The organism is Enterobacter sp. fkY84-1, from assembly GCF_052974705.1.
On sequence record NZ_CP169393.1, the window covers coordinates 741,133 to 760,996 of the forward strand.

17 protein-coding genes are annotated in these 19,864 nt (G+C 55.4%); 14 read left to right on the forward strand and 3 right to left on the reverse strand.

The window, feature by feature from the left end; genetic code table 11:
* Window position 1: 1 nt before the first annotated feature.
* The 3 genes from leuB to leuL all read right to left on the reverse strand — a co-directional run bounded on the left by leuB (window position 2) and on the right by leuL (window position 2,842).
* Complete coding sequence (gene leuB / locus ACEPLT_RS03485) at window positions 2-1,093, reverse strand: 3-isopropylmalate dehydrogenase (protein ID WP_021240531.1); 1,092 nt, start codon at window positions 1,091-1,093, stop codon at window positions 2-4.
* On the reverse strand, window positions 1,093-2,664 hold the full coding sequence (gene leuA / locus ACEPLT_RS03490; RefSeq protein ID WP_021240530.1) for a 2-isopropylmalate synthase: 1,572 nt from the start codon (window positions 2,662-2,664) through the stop codon (window positions 1,093-1,095). The genes leuB and leuA overlap by 1 nt, the downstream gene beginning before the upstream one ends.
* 91 nt (window positions 2,665-2,755) lie before the next feature.
* The gene (gene leuL, locus ACEPLT_RS03495; RefSeq protein WP_071530973.1) at window positions 2,756-2,842 is read right to left on the reverse strand and encodes a leu operon leader peptide; all 87 of its coding nucleotides are present in this window, start codon (window positions 2,840-2,842) and stop codon (window positions 2,756-2,758) included.
* Window positions 2,843-3,448: 606 nt separating this feature from the next.
* Here leuL and leuO point away from each other — a divergent pair.
* From leuO to murG, 14 genes are all read left to right on the forward strand, one after another.
* On the forward strand, window positions 3,449-4,393 hold the full coding sequence (leuO, locus tag ACEPLT_RS03500) for a transcriptional regulator LeuO (RefSeq protein ID WP_025912169.1): 945 nt from the start codon (window positions 3,449-3,451) through the stop codon (window positions 4,391-4,393).
* Window positions 4,394-4,773: 380 nt separating this feature from the next.
* Entirely contained in the window at window positions 4,774-6,498 is a 1,725-nt protein-coding gene (ilvI, locus tag ACEPLT_RS03505; RefSeq protein ID WP_008501995.1) for an acetolactate synthase 3 large subunit, read from the forward strand.
* Window position 6,499: 1 nt separating this feature from the next.
* Window positions 6,500-6,991: an acetolactate synthase small subunit gene (gene ilvN, locus ACEPLT_RS03510; RefSeq protein WP_008501994.1), complete on the forward strand. Its 492-nt coding sequence runs from the start codon at window positions 6,500-6,502 to the stop codon at window positions 6,989-6,991.
* Between the two features lie 179 nt (window positions 6,992-7,170).
* Window positions 7,171-8,178 (forward strand): catabolite repressor/activator, encoded by a 1,008-nt coding sequence (cra, locus tag ACEPLT_RS03515; protein WP_008501993.1) that lies wholly within the window; start codon window positions 7,171-7,173, stop codon window positions 8,176-8,178.
* A gap of 599 nt (window positions 8,179-8,777) precedes the next feature.
* On the forward strand, window positions 8,778-9,236 hold the full coding sequence (mraZ, locus tag ACEPLT_RS03520) for a division/cell wall cluster transcriptional repressor MraZ (protein WP_021240528.1): 459 nt from the start codon (window positions 8,778-8,780) through the stop codon (window positions 9,234-9,236).
* A gap of 2 nt (window positions 9,237-9,238) precedes the next feature.
* The gene (gene rsmH, locus ACEPLT_RS03525) at window positions 9,239-10,180 is read left to right on the forward strand and encodes a 16S rRNA (cytosine(1402)-N(4))-methyltransferase RsmH (RefSeq protein WP_021240527.1); all 942 of its coding nucleotides are present in this window, start codon (window positions 9,239-9,241) and stop codon (window positions 10,178-10,180) included.
* Window positions 10,177-10,542, forward strand: a complete 366-nt coding sequence (ftsL, locus tag ACEPLT_RS03530) for a cell division protein FtsL (protein WP_008501989.1) — start codon at window positions 10,177-10,179, stop codon at window positions 10,540-10,542. Before rsmH ends, ftsL begins: the two co-directional genes overlap by 4 nt.
* 15 nt (window positions 10,543-10,557) lie before the next feature.
* The gene (locus ACEPLT_RS03535; RefSeq protein WP_008501988.1) at window positions 10,558-12,324 is read left to right on the forward strand and encodes a peptidoglycan glycosyltransferase FtsI; all 1,767 of its coding nucleotides are present in this window, start codon (window positions 10,558-10,560) and stop codon (window positions 12,322-12,324) included.
* On the forward strand, window positions 12,311-13,798 hold the full coding sequence (gene murE, locus ACEPLT_RS03540; protein WP_232928469.1) for a UDP-N-acetylmuramoyl-L-alanyl-D-glutamate--2,6-diaminopimelate ligase: 1,488 nt from the start codon (window positions 12,311-12,313) through the stop codon (window positions 13,796-13,798). Before ACEPLT_RS03535 ends, murE begins: the two co-directional genes overlap by 14 nt.
* Window positions 13,795-15,153, forward strand: a complete 1,359-nt coding sequence (murF, locus tag ACEPLT_RS03545; RefSeq protein WP_047747742.1) for a UDP-N-acetylmuramoyl-tripeptide--D-alanyl-D-alanine ligase — start codon at window positions 13,795-13,797, stop codon at window positions 15,151-15,153. Before murE ends, murF begins: the two co-directional genes overlap by 4 nt.
* Window positions 15,147-16,229, forward strand: coding sequence for a phospho-N-acetylmuramoyl-pentapeptide-transferase (gene mraY, locus ACEPLT_RS03550; RefSeq protein WP_008501985.1), 1,083 nt, complete (start codon window positions 15,147-15,149; stop codon window positions 16,227-16,229). Before murF ends, mraY begins: the two co-directional genes overlap by 7 nt.
* 2 nt (window positions 16,230-16,231) lie before the next feature.
* A complete protein-coding gene (gene murD, locus ACEPLT_RS03555; RefSeq protein WP_023345434.1) occupies window positions 16,232-17,548 on the forward strand; it encodes a UDP-N-acetylmuramoyl-L-alanine--D-glutamate ligase in 1,317 nt (438 codons plus the stop codon).
* Window positions 17,548-18,792, forward strand: coding sequence for a cell division protein FtsW (gene ftsW, locus ACEPLT_RS03560; protein ID WP_008501983.1), 1,245 nt, complete (start codon window positions 17,548-17,550; stop codon window positions 18,790-18,792). Before murD ends, ftsW begins: the two co-directional genes overlap by 1 nt.
* On the forward strand, window positions 18,789-19,853 hold the full coding sequence (murG, locus tag ACEPLT_RS03565; RefSeq protein ID WP_021240525.1) for an undecaprenyldiphospho-muramoylpentapeptide beta-N-acetylglucosaminyltransferase: 1,065 nt from the start codon (window positions 18,789-18,791) through the stop codon (window positions 19,851-19,853). Before ftsW ends, murG begins: the two co-directional genes overlap by 4 nt.
* Window positions 19,854-19,864 lie beyond the last annotated feature (11 nt).

Genomic DNA, 19,864 nt, shown 5'->3' on the forward strand with positions numbered 1-19,864 from the left:
ATTACACCCCTTCAGCGACATAGCGGGCAATAATGTCGCCCATTTCATCGGTACTGACTGCCGCCGCGCCGCGTGATAAATCACCGGTACGAACGCCTTCTTCTAACGCCCGGTTAATGGCATTTTCAATTGCGGTTGCTGCATCGCCTGCATCCAGGCTGTAGCGCAGCAGCAGGGCCAGAGAGAGGATCTGCGCAATCGGGTTAGCGATGTTTTTGCCCGCAATATCCGGCGCGGAACCGCCTGCCGGCTCGTACAGGCCAAAACCTTCTTCATTCAGGCTGGCGGATGGCAGCATGCCCATAGAGCCGGTGATCATCGCGCACTCGTCTGACAAAATGTCGCCGAACAGGTTGGAGCACAGCAGCACGTCAAACTGGGACGGATCTTTAATCAGCTGCATGGTCGCGTTGTCGATGTACATGTGCGACAGCTCAACGTCCGGGTACTGCTTCGCGACTTCGCTGACGATCTCGCGCCACAAGATGGAAGACTGCAGCACGTTCGCTTTATCAATGGAGGTCACTTTATGGCGGCGCTTGCGCGCTGACTCAAAGGCGATATGGGCGATACGTTCAATTTCGAAGCGGTGATACACCTCGGTGTCGAACGCCTTCTCATGCTGGCCGCTGCCTTCGCGCCCTTTTGGCTGACCGAAATAGATCCCGCCGGTCAGTTCACGCACGCACAGAATGTCGAAGCCGTTGGCGGCGATATCCGCGCGCAGCGGGCAGAACTCTTCCAGGCCCTGATACAGCTTCGCCGGACGCAGGTTGCTGAACAGCTTGAAATGTTTACGCAGCGGCAGGAGCGCGCCGCGCTCTGGCTGCTCTGCAGGCGGCAGGTGTTCCCACTTCGGGCCACCGACGGAACCAAACAGCACGGCATCGGCATTTTCACAGCCTTCCACGGTCGCTTTCGGCAGTGGCGTACCGTGGTTATCAATCGCAATACCGCCCACATCGTAGTGGCTGGTGGTGATTTTCATCGCAAAACGCGCGCGAACGGCTTCCAGTACTTTCAGCGCCTGTGCCATCACTTCCGGGCCAATACCGTCGCCCGGTAACACAGCAATATGGTAATTCTTCGACATTACACGGTTTCCTTGTTGTTCTCTTTATTCTGAGCTTTGCGTTGCAACTCTTTTTCGACTTCGGCGGCGCGCCAGATGTTGTTCAGCACATGCACCATCGCTTTCGCGGAGGATTCAACGATATCGGTCGCCAGGCCCACGCCATGGAAACGGCGGCCATTGTGGGTCACAACAATGTCGACCTGGCCCAGCGCATCTTTGCCGTGGCCTTTGGCCGTCAGGTCATATTTCACCAGCTCAACGTCGTACTCGGTGACGCGGTTGATCGCCTGATAAATGGCATCCACAGGGCCGTTTCCGTTCGCCGCTTCGGCCTTAATTTCATCACCGCAGGCCAGCTTGACAGAGGCAGTGGCGATGTCGCTGGAGCCGGACTGCACGTTGAAGTAATCCAGACGGAAGTGCTCTGGCTCTTCCTGCTGCTTGTTAATAAAGGCCAGCGCTTCCAGGTCGTAGTCGAACACCTGACCTTTTTTATCGGCCAGCTTCAGGAAAGCGTCGTACAGCTGATCCATGTTGTAATCGCTGTCCTTATAACCCATCTCTTCCATGCGGTGCTTCACCGCCGCACGGCCGGAACGCGAGGTCAGGTTCAACTGGACCTGATTCAGGCCAATGGATTCCGGGGTCATAATTTCGTAGTTTTCACGGTTCTTCAGCACGCCATCCTGGTGAATACCGGAGGAGTGCGCGAAGGCACCCGTGCCGACGATCGCTTTGTTGGCCGGAATCGGCATGTTGCAAATCTGGCTGACGGTCTGGCTGGTGCGCCAGATCTCGTTGTGATTGATGCGGGTGTGCACATCCATGATGTCTTTGCGCACTTTGATCGCCATGATCACTTCTTCCAGCGAGCAGTTGCCCGCGCGTTCACCGATACCGTTCATCGCGCCTTCTACCTGACGCGCGCCAGCGTGGACGGCTGCGATGGCATTGCCCACGGCCAGACCCAAATCATCGTGGGTGTGGACGGAGATAATCGCTTTATCAATGTTCGGTACGCGGTCATACAGGCCGGTGATGATATTGGCGAACTCAAACGGCATGGTGTAGCCGACAGTGTCCGGAATGTTGATGGTTTTGGCACCGGCATTGATGGCGGCTTCCACCACACGGGCCAGATCTTCAATTGGCGTGCGGCCCGCATCTTCACAGGAGAATTCAACGTCATCGGTGTAGTTGCGTGCGCGTTTCACCATATATACCGCGCGCTCAATCACCTCATCCAGCGTACTGCGCAGCTTGGTGGCGATGTGCATAGGTGAGGTGGCAATAAAGGTGTGAATACGGAACGCTTCGGCCACTTTCAGCGACTCAGCCGCGACGTCGATATCTTTTTCAACACAGCGTGCCAGACCGCACACGCGGCTGTTTTTAATGGTGCGGGCGATAGTCTGGACGGATTCGAAATCACCCGGAGACGAGACCGGGAAACCCACCTCCATCACGTCGACACCCATACGTTCGAGAGCCAGCGCGATCTGCAGTTTCTCTTTTACACTCAGGCTTGCCTGTAATGCCTGTTCACCGTCACGTAAAGTAGTATCGAAAATAATGACTTGCTGGCTCATGGGTTAGGTCCTTGTCAGTCTTAGGGCGCCTTGCTACGAGCATAAAAAAACCCGCGCAGTGGCGCGGGTTTTTAGTCTTACTGGTGACGATTCAACGCTGAATTTCGCCCGCCAGTCTACCGCGCACAGTGGATGCGTTTAGTAGTAGTAGACCGGTGAAACGAATGGTGCGAATCATGAATCGTGCTCCGTTAAATTCAATATGCTTTTAGTGGTACTGGATACGCCAGTTGATGTCAACCCCTGATGATAAAAACGGGCCCGACGGGCGTAATCAGCAGGATAATTACTTTAGCTAATTGTGCTGGTTTTGGCTTTTACGACCCGACTAATTGTCTAATTTTGGACTGAAGAAAACAGTTGCAGAAACAAATAAATATAATTGTTTCAAATGAGTGACGCGCGTTACTGAGAATGTTCTGTACGTAAAGGGTTTTAATATCATTAATTTATAATTATGGTGAATCTATTGCGCTTCGCTGAAAAACGAAAAGAGATAACATGTTATTAACTAACTGCAGAGCGGTGGCGATAACAGTTTAATAATACTTAAGTCATCATTAACCTGGCGGTCATTGTGTATTTGTTTGGTTTATGGTTTCATTTCAATCCTAAAGTCAAACATATCATTTGCGCTATTTTCTTTTCGTTTATATAGCATCTTTATATATTCTGAATTTTAAATAATTCTCTTTCGCTGATCGTATTTGCATGATAAATCATATTTTTCGAGATGATTAGCGTACGTTGGCAAAGGGAGTTTAGCGTGACAGTGGAGTCCGAAGTGCCAGAAAATAATATTAAACAACCTCAAGCTACTGATGGGATTAAACCGCAGTTACGCACGGTGGATCTTAATCTTCTGACGGTGTTTGATGCGGTCATGCAGGAACAGAATATCACCCGCGCCGCCCAGGCGTTGGGGATGTCGCAACCTGCTGTGAGTAATGCCGTTGCCAGACTCAAGCTCATGTTTAACGACGAATTATTCGTTCGTTACGGGAGGGGGATCCAGCCTACGGCACGCGCATTCCAGCTGTTCGGTTCCATCCGCCAGGCGTTGCAGTTGGTGCAAAATGAGCTGCCGGGATCGGGCTTTGAACCCTTGAGCAGCGAGCGCGTATTCCATCTTTGTGTCTGCAGTCCATTAGATAATTATTTAACGTCGATTATTTATAATAAAGTTGAAGAGATCGCACCAAATATCAATCTGGTTTTTAAATCATCCCTGAATCAAAACACGGAACATCAGTTACGCTATCAGGAGATCGAATTCGTTCTGGGGTATGAAGAGTTCCGCCGTCCGGAATTTTCCTGCGTGCCGCTCTTTAAAGATGAAATGGTTCTTGTCGCCAGTAAAAAACACCCACGTCTGAATTCTCCGCTGCGAGAACACGATGTTTATAACGAACAGCACGCCGTTGTTGCTCTCGACAGATATGCTTCCTTTAGCCTGCCGTGGTATGACACTGCGGATAAACAGGCTTGCGTGGCTTATCAGGGCATGGCTATGGTCAGCGTATTAAACGTGGTCTCCCAGACACAGCTGGTGGCGATTGCACCGCGCTGGCTGGCAGAAGAGTTTTCTGACCCATTAAATCTGCAAATTTTGCCATTGCCGCTTAAGTTAAATAGCCGAACCTGTTATCTCTCCTGGCATGAAGCGGCCGGACGGGATAAAGGACACCAGTGGATGGAAGAGTTGCTGGTTGGTATCTGTCGCCGGTAAACGTATCGGGATAAATCGCATCGGATCATGTGATTTATCCTGCGTTTTTTTGGATAGTTGCTATTTTGTTCTGTGAGTCTTTTTTTCGGGCGGCTCTTCGGCACGCAAAAATAGATGATTTCCTGCATTGTCCTGCTTTTCAGCGATGATTTATCACACCGTCCTCTATTCTCAGAGGAATTAACCATATCTTCTGTTAACGGCTGCGTTTTCTGCTTTACGCACCGTTTATCTCCCCGGGTTTGCTAATTGCCTGCCTCATAACGAGCGGTTAAGGTAAAGAACACTCTGCAAAATATAAGATTGGTTCATCCCAATCGTAAGACGGTGCGGAAATGAATTCGGCAGTCCGTCTATAACAAAATGCCTGGAGGCAAAGCATGGAGATGTTGTCTGGCGCGGAAATGGTCGTCCGGTCGCTGATCGATCAGGGCGTAAAGCAAGTTTTCGGCTACCCTGGCGGCGCGGTCCTCGATATTTATGATGCCCTCCATACGGTAGGGGGCATTGACCATGTTCTGGTACGTCACGAGCAGGCGGCCGTACACATGGCCGACGGCCTGGCGCGTGCGACGGGTGAAGTGGGCGTGGTCCTGGTCACGTCCGGCCCCGGCGCGACAAACGCCATTACCGGCATTGCGACGGCGTATATGGACTCTATCCCGCTGGTGATCCTCTCCGGGCAGGTAGCCACCTCGCTGATTGGCTACGATGCTTTTCAGGAGTGCGACATGGTCGGGATTTCGCGTCCCGTGGTGAAGCACAGCTTCCTGGTTAAGCAAACCGAAGATATTCCCGGCGTACTGAAAAAAGCCTTCTGGCTGGCGGCAAGCGGACGCCCGGGACCGGTGGTGGTCGATCTGCCTAAAGACATTCTGAACCCGGCAAACAAGCTGCCTTACGTCTGGCCGGAATCGGTGAGCATGCGTTCTTACAACCCGACAACGCAGGGGCATAAAGGTCAGATCAAGCGGGCGTTGCAAACGCTTCTGGCAGCCAAAAAACCGGTCGTCTATGTCGGGGGCGGAGCGATCAACGCAGCCTGTGAAGCCCAGCTTCGTGAACTGATTGAAAAACTCAACCTTCCTGTTGCGTCGTCGCTGATGGGGCTGGGGGCGTTTCCCGCCACCCACCGCCAGGCGCTGGGTATGCTGGGTATGCACGGTACCTATGAAGCCAACATGACGATGCATCACTCCGATGTGATCTTTGCCGTCGGTGTGCGTTTTGACGATCGTACCACCAACAACCTGGCGAAATATTGCCCGAATGCCACCGTGCTGCATATTGATATCGATCCGACGTCAATATCTAAAACGGTGTCGGCTGATGTGCCGATCGTCGGTGATGCCCGTCAGGTTCTGGAACAGATGCTGGAGCTGCTGGCCCAGGAGAAAGCGACCCAGCCGCTGGATGAGATCCGCGACTGGTGGCAGCAGATTGAACAGTGGCGCGCGCGTCAGTGCCTGAAATATGACACGCAGAGCGAAAACATTAAGCCGCAGGCGGTCATCGAAGCGGTGTGGCGACTGACGAAAGGTGAAGCGTATGTGACCTCAGACGTGGGCCAGCACCAGATGTTTGCTGCCCTGTATTATCCGTTTGATAAACCGCGACACTGGATCAACTCGGGTGGCTTAGGCACCATGGGCTTTGGTCTGCCTGCCGCGCTGGGCGTGAAGCTGGCGCTGCCGGATGAAACCGTCGTCTGCGTGACCGGAGACGGAAGTATCCAGATGAACATTCAGGAACTGTCTACCGCGCTGCAGTATGAACTGCCGGTTCTCGTGCTGAACCTGAATAACGGCTACCTCGGCATGGTGAAGCAGTGGCAGGATATGATTTATTCTGGCCGTCACTCACAGTCATACATGAAATCGCTGCCGGATTTTGTTCGTCTTGCTGAAGCTTACGGCCATGTTGGCATGCGGGTAACCGATCCGGCCGAGCTGGAAACGAAGCTCGCACAAGCGCTTGAGCACGTTAAAAACAACCGCCTCGTCTTTATGGATGTGATTGTTGATGGAACCGAGCACGTCTATCCGATGCATATTCGGGGTGGTGGTATGGATGAAATGTGGTTAAGCAAAACGGAGAGAACCTGATATGCGCCGGATATTATCAGTTTTACTGGAAAACGAGTCTGGCGCACTGTCGCGCGTCATTGGCCTTTTTGCGCAGCGCGGCTATAACATTGAAAGCCTGACCGTCGCCCCGACGGAAGACCCAACGCTGTCGCGCATGACGATCCAAACCGTCGGCGACGCTAAGGTGCTTGAACAGATTGAGAAACAGCTGCATAAGCTGGTCGACGTGCTGCGCGTGAGCGAGCTGGGGCAAGGGGCCTACGTTGAACGTGAGGTCATGCTGGTGAAAATTCAGGCCAGCGGCTACGGGCGTGAAGAAGTCAAACGCAATGCGGATATTTTCCGCGGACAGATTATCGACGTCACGCCTTCTCTTTATACCGTTCAGCTGGTCGGGACGAGCGACAAGCTGGATGCGTTCCTGGCGTCCGTACGGGATGTCGCAAAAATTGTCGAGGTGGCGAGATCGGGGGTTGTGGGTCTGTCACGCGGCGAGAAAATCATGCGTTAGTTGTCAAAAAGGTTCGCCTCTTTCTGCCCGGTCACCAAAGCCGGGCTTTTTTTTGCGTAATCAGCCGACAACGCAGATAAAAGCGGTTGCCGCGAAGGCTTTTCTGCGTTTAGATGTTAAAAGATTTAACCATAACCTTGACAGGGCCATGGACTCTTTTCTTTTTTTAAGGGGCAATTGTGAAACTGGATGAAATCGCCCGGCTAGCCGGCGTGTCACGAACAACGGCCAGCTATGTGATTAACGGTAAAGCAAAGCAGTACCGTGTCAGCGACAAGACCGTTGAAAAAGTTATGGCGGTGGTTCGTGAACATAACTACCATCCGAATGCTGTCGCAGCCGGTCTGCGCGCCGGGCGCACCCGCTCTATTGGTCTGGTGATCCCGGACCTGGAAAACACCAGCTATACCCGTATCGCCAACTATCTTGAACGTCAGGCGCGTCAGCGCGGCTATCAACTGCTGATTGCCTGCTCGGAAGACCAGCCTGATAACGAGATGCGCTGCATTGAACATCTGCTTCAGCGCCAGGTGGATGCCATTATTGTTTCGACCTCCTTACCGCCGGAGCATCCTTTCTACCAGCGCTGGGCGAATGATCCGTTCCCGATCGTTGCGCTTGACCGTGCCCTCGATCGCGAGCACTTCACCAGCGTGGTGGGTGCCGATCAGGACGATGCCGAAATGCTGGCCGCAGAGCTGCGGACGTTCCCGGCGGAAACGGTACTGTATTTGGGCGCGCTGCCTGAACTTTCCGTGAGCTTCCTGCGCGAGCAGGGATTCAGAACGGCCTGGAAAGACGATCCGCGCGAGGTTCACTACCTCTATGCCAACAGCTACGAACGTGAAGCCGCCGCGCAGCTATTCGAAAAATGGCTGGAAACGCATCCGATGCCTCAGGCGCTGTTCACTACCTCGTTTGCGCTCTTGCAGGGTGTCATGGATGTGACCTTACGTCGTGAAGGTAAACTGCCTTCCGATCTGGCGATTGCCACGTTCGGGGATAATGAGCTGCTCGACTTCCTTCAGTGCCCGGTGCTGGCGGTTGCACAGCGCCATCGCGATGTGGCTGAACGCGTGCTGGAGATTGTGCTGGCGAGTCTGGATGAACCCCGCAAACCGAAGCCGGGCCTGACGCGTATCAAACGTAACCTCTACCATCGCGGAATTTTAAGCCGCCAAAAATGAAATGACCGGGGCGGTGAAATCTGCCCCTTTTTGCTGCAATAATTCGTGCAGATAATTCCCGGAGAGAAATTAGGATAATTCTTGGGAGATCATAATCGCCTATTTTTCTTTATTCATTTTGGCTTTTAAATTGCCCTTTAAACAACATCTCAGTGATTTAAAACGGCACTCTTTGTATTATTTTGTTACAAACCCTCTTCGGTCGATGAATATTCAGACGTTTTTTCCTCTTCCTTTGACAGCTTACGCGATAACCACTGCGCTTACCGCTCGCCTGAGTGAATCTGGCGCTGTCATCCCCTGAGAATCTGTCATAAAATGCTGCCCGCGTCGCAAACTGACACTTTATATTTATCTGCGATGATATTGAGTGAGCCTTAACGCTAGTGTGCATATTCGGTTTTTTCTTACAAATATTCATAACGTTAATTTTGCCTCGCCAGTTGTGCAGTTATTAACCAGGACTGTTTATCTCTGTAAATAGAGGGCTTTCGAGTCCTTATGCCGAGAGTCCTGGCTTGACAAGCTTTTCCCTCGCTCCGTAAACTCCTTTAGGTGGGAATTTGTGGGTTAAAGTGGTGAGGAGGGGTGAGACTGGCATGTTCCGTGGAGCTACGTTAGTCAATCTCGACAGTAAAGGGCGTTTATCGGTACCAACCCGATACCGCGACCAGCTGATTGAGAACGCTGCGGGTCAAATGGTTTGCACCATTGACATTAACTCCCCCTGCCTGCTGCTTTACCCCCTGCCTGAATGGGAAATTATTGAGCAAAAGCTGTCGCGACTGTCGAGCATGAACCCGCAGGAACGCCGCGTGCAGCGGTTGTTATTGGGACATGCCAGTGAATGTCAGATGGATAACGCAGGGCGATTACTGATCGCGCCTGTGTTACGGCAACATGCCGGTCTGACCAAAGAAGTGATGCTGGTCGGGCAGTTCAACAAATTTGAACTGTGGGATGAAACGACCTGGTATCAACAGGTCAAGGAAGATATCGACGCTGAGCAGTCTGATTCCGCGACATTATCGGAACGGCTGCAGGACTTGTCTCTATAAATATGATGGAAAATTATAAACATAAAACGGTGTTACTGGACGAGGCCGTTAACGGCCTGAATATTCGTCCGGATGGCATCTACATTGATGGCACTTTTGGTCGCGGTGGTCACTCGCGTTTGATCCTCTCCCAACTGGGTGAGGAGGGGCGTCTGCTGGCAATCGATCGCGATCCGCAGGCAATTGCCGTTGCACAGACTATCAATGACCCACGCTTTTCCATCGTGCATGGACCTTTTTCTGCGCTCGCGGACTATGTGGCTGAGCGCGGCCTGACGGGCAAGATCGACGGGATTCTTCTCGATCTTGGCGTCTCTTCACCCCAACTTGATGATGCTGAACGCGGTTTCTCCTTTATGCGTGATGGTCCGCTGGACATGCGTATGGACCCGACTCGCGGCCAGTCTGCCGCCGAGTGGTTACAGACCGCTGACGAAGCGGATATTGCATGGGTCATCAAAACCTTCGGCGAAGAGCGCTTTGGCAAACGTATTGCGCGCGCCATTGTTGAGCGCAATCGCATTGAGCCGATGACCCGCACCAAAGAGTTGGCCGAGGTGATCGCGGCGGCAACGCCGGTGAAGGATAAGCACAAACATCCCGCGACCCGTACCTTCCAGGCGGTTCGCATCTGGGTAAACAGTGAACTGGAGGAAATAGAGCTGGCGCTAAAAAGCTCGCTCGACGTGCTTGCCCCGGGTGGGCGGTTATCCATCATCAGCTTCCATTCGCTGGAAGACCGTATTGTTAAACGCTTTATGCGTGAACAAAGCCGCGGTCCACAGGTGCCAGCGGGGCTGCCGATGACGGAAGAACAACTCAGGAAGCTGGGTGGCCGTCAGTTGCGAGCATTAGGCAAGTTGATGCCGGGCGAAGAAGAAGTGGCAGAGAATCCACGCGCCCGTAGTTCAGTGCTGCGTGTTGCAGAGAGGACGAACGCATGATCGGCAGAGTGACAGAGACCCTAAGCAAAGTTAAGGATTCGTTAGGAAGCAACGAGCGCCATGCCTTGCCTGGCGTGATCGGCGACGATCTTTTGCGGTTTGGGAAACTGCCACTCTGTCTGTTCATTTGCATCATTGTCACGGCAGTAACGGTGGTGACGACAGCCCACCATACACGTTTATTGACTGCGCAACGCGAGCAGATGGTACTGGAACGCGATGCGCTGGATATTGAATGGCGAAATCTGATCCTTGAAGAAAATGCGCTCGGCGATCACAGCCGGGTTGAACGGATCGCAACGGAAAAGCTGCAGCTGCAGCATGTTGATCCTTCACAGGAAAATATCGTAGTACAAAAATAAGGGAAAACGCGACGCATGAAAGCAGCGGCAAAAACGCTAAAACCAAAACGTCAGGAAGAACAGGCCAACTTTATCAGTTGGCGTTTTGCGTTGCTTTGCGGCTGCATTTTACTGGCGCTGGGTTTTCTTCTGGGCCGCGTGGCCTGGCTGCAAATCGTCGCCCCTGACATGCTGGTACGCCAGGGCGATATGCGCTCTCTGCGCGTTCAGGAGGTTTCCACGTCCCGCGGGATGATCACCGACCGCTCCGGTCGTCCGCTGGCGGTGAGCGTGCCGGTGAAAGCGATCTGGGCCGATCCGAAAGAGCTGCACGACGCCGGTGGCATTACCCTTGATAACCGCTGGAAAGCCCTCTCTGATGCGCTGAAAATGCCGCTGGATCAGCTGGCTTCCCGCGTTAACGCGAACCCGAAAGGACGTTTTATCTATCTGGCGCGTCAGGTTAACCCTGACATGGCGGACTACATTCGCAAACTGAAGCTGCCGGGTATTCATCTGCGTGAAGAATCCCGCCGTTACTACCCATCCGGCGAAGTAACCGCTCACCTCATTGGCTTTACCAACGTCGACAGCCAGGGGATTGAGGGCGTTGAGAAAAGCTTCGATAAGTGGCTCACCGGCCAGCCGGGCGAGCGAATCGTGCGTAAGGACCGTTACGGGCGCGTCATCGAAGATATCTCTTCCACGGACAGTCAGGCAGCGCATAACCTGGCCCTGAGTATCGACGAGCGCCTGCAGGCGCTCGTCTACCGCGAGCTGAACAACGCGGTGGCGTTCAACAAGGCGGAGTCAGGCAGCGCCGTGCTGGTGGATGTCAGCACCGGTGAAGTGCTGGCGATGGCCAACAGCCCGTCCTACAACCCGAACAACTTTACCGGCACCGCAAAAGATGCCATGCGTAACCGGGCAATTACCGACGTGTTCGAACCCGGCTCCACGGTGAAGCCGATGGTGGTGATGACCGCGCTCCAGCGCGGTATTGTCAATGAAAACACGGTCCTGAACACTGTCCCATACCGTATTAACGGCCACGAGATAAAAGACGTGGCGCGCTACAGCGAATTGACCCTGACCGGGGTGTTACAGAAGTCGAGTAACGTCGGTGTTTCAAAGCTGGCGTTAGCGATGCCGTCCTCAGCGTTAGTAGAAACTTACTCACGTTTTGGACTGGGAAAGGCGACCAATTTGGGGTTGGTCGGAGAACGCAGTGGCTTATATCCTCAAAAACAACGGTGGTCTGACATAGAGAGGGCCACCTTCTCTTTCGGCTACGGGCTAATGGTAACCCCGTTACAGTTAGCGCGAGTCTACGCAACGATTGGCAGCTATGGCGTCTATCGCCCGCTGTCGATTACCAAAGTTGATCCACCGGTCCCGGGCGAGCGTATCTTCCCGGAATCTATCGTTCGTACCGTGGTGCACATGATGGAAAGCGTGGCGCTGCCAGGCGGCGGCGGCGTGAAGGCGGCGATTAAAGGCTATCGTATCGCCATTAAAACCGGTACAGCGAAAAAAGTGGGGCCAGACGGCCGCTACATCAACAAATACATTGCCTATACCGCAGGCGTTGCGCCTGCAAGCAATCCGCGTTTTGCGCTGGTGGTCGTGATAAACGATCCACAGGCGGGTAAATACTACGGCGGCGCCGTCTCCGCGCCTGTGTTCGGGGCCATCATGGGCGGCGTGTTACGCACCATGAACATTGAACCGGATGCGCTGGCGACGGGCGAAAAAAGTGAATTTGTAATTAATCAAGGCGAGGGTACAGGTGGCAGATCGTAATTTGCGCGACCTTCTCGCTCCGTGGGTGCCAAATGCACCGGAGCGAGCACTGCGAGAGGTGGTACTGGACAGCCGCGTAGCGGCTTCTGGCGATCTTTTTGTGGCGGTGGTCGGTCATCAGGCGGACGGGCGTCGTTATATCCCGCAGGCGATTGCGCAAGGTGTGGCTGCCATTATTGCTGAGGCCAAAGATGAGGCAACCGACGGTGAGATCCGTGAAATGCACGGCGTGCCGGTCATCTATCTCAGCCAGTTAAACGAACGTCTTTCCGCACTGGCGGGACGTTTTTATCACGAACCTTCCGACCAGCTGCGTCTGGTTGGCGTAACGGGTACGAACGGTAAAACCACCACCACGCAGCTGATGGCGCAGTGGGCACAGCTGCTGGGTGAAACCGGTGCGGTGATGGGGACCGTGGGTAACGGTCTGCTGGGCAAAGTGAGCCCGACGGAAAACACCACCGGCTCGGCGGTTGACGTACAGCACGTGCTTGCCGGTCTGGCAGGGCAGGGCGCAACCTTCGCCGCGATGGAGGTCTCTTCGCACGGTCTGGTACAGCACCGCGTCGCGGCGCTGAAATTTGCCGCGTCCGTATTTACCAACCTGAGCCGCGACCATCTTGATTATCATGGCGATATGGAGCACTACGAAGCCGCGAAATGGCTGCTGTTCTCTACTCACCATTACGGTCAGGCCATCATCAACGCCGACGACGAAGTGGGCCGCCGCTGGCTGGCGAAGCTGCCAGATGCGGTTGCCGTCTCGATGGAAGACCATATCAATCCGAACTGCCACGGCCGCTGGCTGAAGGCGGTTGAGGTGAATTATCACGACAGCGGGGCGACCATCCGCTTTGCCTCTTCCTGGGGGGAAGGCGAAATTGAAAGCCGCCTGATGGGGGCGTTTAACGTCAGCAACCTACTGCTGGCCCTGGCAACGCTGCTGGCGCTGGGTTACCCGATGGCTGAACTGCTGAAAACCGCCGCGCGACTGCAGCCGGTTTGTGGCCGTATGGAAGTATTTAGCGCGCCGGGTAAGCCGACCGTTGTGGTTGATTATGCCCACACGCCGGATGCGCTGGAAAAAGCGCTGGAAGCGGCGCGCCTGCACTGTACCGGTAAGCTCTGGTGCGTGTTTGGCTGCGGCGGCGATCGCGACAAAGGCAAACGCCCGCTGATGGGCGCGATTGCGGAACAGTTCGCGGATATTCCGGTTGTCACCGATGACAACCCGCGTACCGAAGAGCCGCGCGCCATCATTAATGACATTCTGGCGGGTATGCTGGACGCAGGCCGCGCGCGCGTCGTGGAAGGCCGTGCTGAAGCCGTGACAAACGCCATCATGCAGGCACAGGAGAATGATGTTGTTCTGCTGGCGGGCAAAGGCCATGAAGATTATCAGATCGTTGGCAACCGCCGTCTGGATTACTCGGATCGCGTAACGGCAGCTCGCCTGCTGGGAGTCGTCGCATGATTAGCCTCTCGTTAAGCCAGGCCGCAGCGGTACTGCACGGCGACCTGCACGGGCAAGACCTGACCATTGATGCCGTGACGACGGACACCCGTAAAGTCACCGCTGGCTGTCTCTTTGTGGCGCTGAAAGGCGAGCGTTTTGACGCGCATGATTTTGCCGAGCAGGCCAAAGAGAACGGCGCCGGTGCGCTGCTGGTCAGCCGCAAGCTTGATATCGATCTGCCGCAGGTTGTGGTGAAAGATACGCGTCTCGCGTTCGGTGAGCTGGCTGCCTGGGTTCGTCAGCAGGTGCCGGCTCGCGTCGTCGCGCTGACAGGGTCATCAGGCAAAACGTCAGTGAAAGAGATGACGGCGGCGATCCTCAGCCAGTGCGGCAATACGCTTTTTACCGCGGGCAACCTCAATAATGACATCGGCGTGCCGATGACATTGCTTCGCCTGACCAAAGAGCATGACTATGCGGTGATCGAGTTAGGCGCAAACCACCAGGGTGAAATCGCCTGGACCGTAAGCCTGACTCGCCCGGAAGCGGCGCTGGTGAATAACCTCGCGGCTGCGCACCTGGAAGGCTTTGGCTCGCTGGAAGGCGTGGCGAAAGCGAAAGGCGAGATTTACACCGGCCTGCCGGATAACGGTATCGCCATTCTGAACGCCGATAACAACGACTGGCTTAACTGGCAGAGCATCATTGGTGCGCGTAAAACCTGGCGCTTCTCACCAAATGCGGCCAACAGTGATTTTACGGCGACCAATATCCATGTGACGTCGCACGGCACCGAGTTCACCCTCACGACCCCAACGGGTGGCGTGGAGGTGCTGCTGCCGCTGCCGGGTCGCCATAACATCGCCAATGCCCTTGCGGCGGCGGCGCTGGCAACGGCGGTGGGCGCTTCACATGCGGCAATCAAAGCCGGGCTGGCGAACCTGAAAGCCGTGCCGGGACGCCTGTTCCCGATTCAGCTTTCGGAAAACAAGCTGCTGCTGGATGATTCCTACAACGCGAACGTTGGCTCGATGACGGCGGCGGTGCAGGTGTTATCTGAAATGCCGGGCTACCGCATCATGGTGGTTGGCGACATGGCAGAACTGGGCGACGAAAGCGAAGCCTGTCATACCCAGGTCGGTGAAGCGGCGAAAGCGGCGGGGCTGGACTGTGTACTGAGCACAGGAAAATTGAGCCAGGCGATTAGCCAGGCCAGCGGCGTTGGCGAGCATTTTGCCGATAAAGCCGCGATGATTGAGCGCCTTAAGGCATTAATGACAGAAAAACAAATTGTGACAGTGTTAGTGAAAGGTTCACGTAGTGCCGCCATGGAAGAGGTTGTGCACGCATTACAGGAGAACGGGACATGTTAGTTTGGCTGGCCGAACATTTGGTCAAATATTACTCAGGCTTTAACGTCTTTTCATATCTGACGTTTCGCGCCATCGTCAGCCTGCTGACTGCGCTGTTCATCTCGTTGTGGATGGGCCCGCGCATGATTGCCCGTCTGCAAAAGCTCTCTTTCGGCCAGGTTGTGCGTAACGACGGCCCGGAATCGCACTTCAGCAAGCGCGGTACGCCGACCATGGGCGGGATCATGATCCTGACTGCCATCGTCGTTTCCGTGCTGTTGTGGGCGTATCCGTCCAACCCGTACGTCTGGTGTGTGCTGACGGTACTGGTGGGTTACGGGATCATCGGTTTCGTCGATGATTACCGCAAAGTCGTCCGCAAAGATACCAAAGGCCTGATTGCCCGCTGGAAGTATTTCTGGATGTCGGTGATCGCGCTGGGCGTGGCCTTCGCACTGTATCTTGCCGGGAAAGACACGCCAGCGACCGAGCTGGTCGTGCCGTTCTTTAAAGACGTAATGCCGCAACTGGGTCTGTTCTACATTCTGCTGGCGTACTTTGTGATTGTCGGCACCGGTAACGCCGTTAACCTGACCGACGGTCTGGATGGCCTGGCAATCATGCCTACCGTCTTCGTGGCGGCCGGTTTTGCGCTGGTGGCGTGGGCGACCGGTAACATGAACTTTGCGAACTACCTGCACATCCCTTATCTGCGTCATGCGGGTGAACTGGTGATCGTCTGTACGGCGATTGTCGGCGCGGGTCTTGGCTTCCTGTGGTTCAACACCTATCCGGCTCAGGTCTTTATGGGTGACGTCGGTTCACTGGCTTTGGGCGGCGCGCTGGGCATTATTGCCGTGCTGCTGCGCCAGGAGTTCCTGCTGGTGATCATGGGCGGCGTGTTTGTGGTTGAGACGCTGTCGGTGATTTTGCAGGTCGGCTCCTTCAAGCTGCGCGGTCAGCGCATCTTCCGTATGGCGCCGATCCACCACCACTATGAACTGAAAGGCTGGCCGGAGCCGCGCGTCATTGTGCGCTTCTGGATTATTTCGCTGATGCTGGTGCTGATTGGCCTGGCAACGCTGAAGGTACGTTAATCATGGCAGATTACCAGGGCAAAAAAGTCGTTATCATCGGGTTGGGCCTCACGGGGCTCTCCTGCGTGGACTTTTTCCTCGCGCGTGGCGTGACGCCGCGCGTGATGGATACGCGTGTCTCTCCGCCGGGTCTGGACAAGCTGCCGGAACAGGTTGAACGCCACCTGGGTGGTCTGAATGATGACTGGCTGCTGGCAGCCGATCTGATTGTCGCCAGCCCGGGTATGGCGCTGGCGCATCCTTCCCTGAGCGCTGCCGCAGATGCGGGCGTTGAGATTGTTGGCGATATCGAGCTGTTCTGCCGCGAAGCGCAGGCTCCCGTTATCGCGATTACCGGTTCTAACGGTAAAAGCACCGTCACCACCCTGGTGGGGGAAATGGCGAAAGCGGCGGGCATGAACGTCGGCGTTGGCGGTAACATTGGTTTGCCTGCTCTGATGCTGCTGGATAAAGGCTGTGAACTGTATGTTCTCGAGCTTTCCAGCTTCCAGCTGGAAACGACCTCCAGCCTGCATGCTGCCGCTGCGACGATCCTCAACGTGACTGAAGATCATATGGACAGGTATCCCTTTGGTCTGCAGCAGTACCGTGCCGCCAAGCTGCGCGTTTATGAGAATGCCAAAGTCTGCGTGGTGAACGCCGATGATGCGCTGACCATGCCGGTGCGTGGCGCAGACGAGCGCTGCATCAGTTTTGGCATCACCATGGGGGATTACCATCTGAACCGCCAGCTGGGTGAAACCTGGCTGCGCGTGAAAGGTGAGAAAGTGCTGAACGTGAAAGAGATGAAGCTCTCTGGTCAGCACAACTATACCAATGCGCTGGCGGCGCTGGCGCTGGCGGATGCCGTGGGGCTGCCGCGCTCCTCGAGTCTGAAAGCGTTAACCACGTTTTCTGGCCTGGCGCACCGTTTCCAGCTGGCGCTGGAGCACAACGGCGTGCGCTGGATCAACGACTCCAAAGCCACCAACGTGGGCAGCACGGAGGCCGCGCTGAACGGGCTGCACGTTGACGGTACCCTGCATCTGCTGCTGGGTGGCGACGGTAAGTCAGCTGATTTCTCGTCCCTGAAGCCGTATCTCTCCGGCGATAACATCCGTCTCTACTGCTTCGGCCGTGACGGCAGCGAGCTGGCTGAACTGCGCCCTGAGATCGCCGAGCAAACCGAAACCATGGAACAGGCGATGCGGCTGATTGCCCCTCGCGTGAAGCCGGGTGATATGGTGCTGCTCTCTCCGGCCTGTGCAAGTCTGGATCAATTCAAGAATTTCGAACAGCGTGGTGATGTCTTTACCCGCCTGGCGAAGGAGTTAGGCTGATGCGTTTATCTCTCCCTCGCCTGAAAATGCCGCGCCTGCCAGGATTTGGGATCCTGGTGTGGTTGTTTGCGGCGCTTAAAGGCTGGGTGATGGGCTCTCGTCAAAAAGATAACGACAGCCTGATCATGTACGACCGCACGCTGTTCTGGCTCACAATGGGGCTCGCGGCGGTCGGCTTTATTATGGTGACGTCAGCGTCAATGCCCGTCGGGCAGCGTCTGGCGAACGATCCTTTCCTGTTTGCCAAACGTGATGGTCTGTACATCATCCTGGCATTCTGCCTGGCGCTGGTGACCTTGCGTCTACCGATGGAGTTCTGGCAGCGGCACAGTACGGCCATGCTGATCGCCTCGATCATTATGCTGCTGATCGTTCTGGTGGTGGGGAGCTCCGTAAACGGGGCATCACGCTGGATCGCCTTTGGCCCGCTGCGTATTCAGCCTGCGGAATTTACCAAGCTCTCCCTTTTCTGCTACCTGGCGAACTACCTGGTGCGTAAAGTAGATGAAGTGCGTAACAACCTGCGCGGCTTCTTAAAACCGATGGGCGTGATTCTGGTGCTGGCGGTCTTACTGCTGGCGCAGCCTGACCTCGGTACCGTGGTGGTACTGTTTGTGACCACGCTGGCCATGCTGTTCCTGGCGGGCGCGAAGCTGTGGCAGTTCATCGCCATCATTGGGATGGGGATTTCAGCGGTTGTGCTGCTGATCCTCGCCGAGCCTTACCGTATTCGCCGCGTGACCTCTTTCTGGAACCCGTGGGAAGACCCGTTCGGCAGCGGTTATCAGCTGACGCAGTCACTCATGGCCTTTGGTCGTGGTGAGCTCTGGGGACAGGGGCTGGGTAACTCGGTACAGAAACTGGAGTATTTACCGGAAGCGCATACTGACTTCATCTTCTCCATTATTGCGGAAGAACTGGGTTATATCGGTGTGGTATTAGCGCTATTAATGGTATTCTTCGTCGCTTTCCGCGCCATGTCCATCGGCCGGAAAGCGCTGGAGATCGATCACCGTTTCTCAGGCTTCCTGGCCTGCTCAATTGGTATCTGGTTTAGTTTCCAGGCATTGGTTAACGTCGGGGCCGCAGCGGGTATGCTGCCGACCAAAGGTCTGACGTTGCCGCTGATCAGTTATGGTGGTTCCAGTCTGTTGATTATGTCGACGGCCATCATGCTGTTGTTGCGCATAGATTATGAAACGCGTCTGGAAAAAGCCCAGGCGTTTACACGAGGTTCACGATGAATCAACCGAAGCGGTTAATGGTGATGGCAGGCGGTACCGGCGGACATGTGTTCCCGGGACTGGCGGTTGCGCACCATTTAATGGATCAGGGCTGGCAGGTACGCTGGCTGGGAACCGCAGACCGCATGGAGGCCGACCTGGTACCGAAACACGGTATTGAGATCGACTTTATTCGTATTTCCGGCCTGCGCGGCAAAGGCCTCAAGGCAATGCTGCTGGCTCCGGTGCGCATTTTTAACGCCTGGCGTCAGGCGCGCACCATTATGAAGCGCTTTAAGCCCGATGTGGTGCTGGGCATGGGCGGCTATGTCTCGGGGCCGGGCGGGCTGGCAGCATGGTCGTTAGGTATTCCCGTCGTACTGCATGAGCAGAACGGTATTGCCGGTCTGACCAACAAGTGGCTGGCGAAAATCGCCACCAAAGTCATGCAGGCGTTTCCCGGCGCGTTCCCGAAAGCGGACGTGGTAGGTAACCCGGTCCGTGTGGACGTGCTGGCGCTGCCGCTGCCGGACGCTCGCCTGGCGGGCCGTGAAGGGCCGGTTCGTGTGCTGGTCGTCGGTGGCTCTCAGGGGGCACGCATTTTAAACCAGACGATGCCGCAGGTTGCTGCAAAGCTGGGGGATGCCGTCACCATCTGGCACCAGAGCGGAAAAGGCGCTCAGCAGACCGTTGAGCAGGCTTACGCCGAGGCGGGGCAGCCGCAGCATAACGTGACGGAATTTATCGACGACATGGCGGCAGCATATGCCTGGGCCGATGTCGTGGTCTGTCGTTCTGGCGCCTTAACGGTAAGCGAAATCGCTGCCGCGGGTCTGCCAGCCCTGTTTGTGCCTTTCCAGCACAAAGACAGACAGCAGTACTGGAATGCCCTGCCGCTTGAGAAAGCCGGTGCGGCGAAAATTTTTGAGCAGCCACAATTTACCGCCGACGCGGTCGCCACCACCCTGGCGGGCTGGAACAGAGACGTATTGCTTGAGATGGCTGAACGCGCGCGCGCGGCGGCTATCCCTGATGCGACGGAACGGGTGGCAAAAGAAGTGAGCCTGGCAGCCCAGGCTTAACCCTCGCAGCG

Coding starts and splice junctions, on each gene's coding strand:
- leuL (WP_071530973.1), bottom strand. CDS start 2,842: ATGATTCGCACCATTCGTTTCACCGGTCTACTACTACTAAACGCATCC.
- ilvN (WP_008501994.1), top strand. CDS start 6,500: ATGCGCCGGATATTATCAGTTTTACTGGAAAACGAGTCTGGCGCACTG.
- murG (WP_021240525.1), top strand. CDS start 18,789: ATGAATCAACCGAAGCGGTTAATGGTGATGGCAGGCGGTACCGGCGGA.
- rsmH (WP_021240527.1), top strand. CDS start 9,239: ATGATGGAAAATTATAAACATAAAACGGTGTTACTGGACGAGGCCGTT.
- leuA (WP_021240530.1), bottom strand. CDS start 2,664: ATGAGCCAGCAAGTCATTATTTTCGATACTACTTTACGTGACGGTGAA.
- mraZ (WP_021240528.1), top strand. CDS start 8,778: ATGTTCCGTGGAGCTACGTTAGTCAATCTCGACAGTAAAGGGCGTTTA.
- ftsL (WP_008501989.1), top strand. CDS start 10,177: ATGATCGGCAGAGTGACAGAGACCCTAAGCAAAGTTAAGGATTCGTTA.
- mraY (WP_008501985.1), top strand. CDS start 15,147: ATGTTAGTTTGGCTGGCCGAACATTTGGTCAAATATTACTCAGGCTTT.
- murD (WP_023345434.1), top strand. CDS start 16,232: ATGGCAGATTACCAGGGCAAAAAAGTCGTTATCATCGGGTTGGGCCTC.
- ilvI (WP_008501995.1), top strand. CDS start 4,774: ATGGAGATGTTGTCTGGCGCGGAAATGGTCGTCCGGTCGCTGATCGAT.
- leuB (WP_021240531.1), bottom strand. CDS start 1,093: ATGTCGAAGAATTACCATATTGCTGTGTTACCGGGCGACGGTATTGGC.
- ftsW (WP_008501983.1), top strand. CDS start 17,548: ATGCGTTTATCTCTCCCTCGCCTGAAAATGCCGCGCCTGCCAGGATTT.
- murF (WP_047747742.1), top strand. CDS start 13,795: ATGATTAGCCTCTCGTTAAGCCAGGCCGCAGCGGTACTGCACGGCGAC.
- ACEPLT_RS03535 (WP_008501988.1), top strand. CDS start 10,558: ATGAAAGCAGCGGCAAAAACGCTAAAACCAAAACGTCAGGAAGAACAG.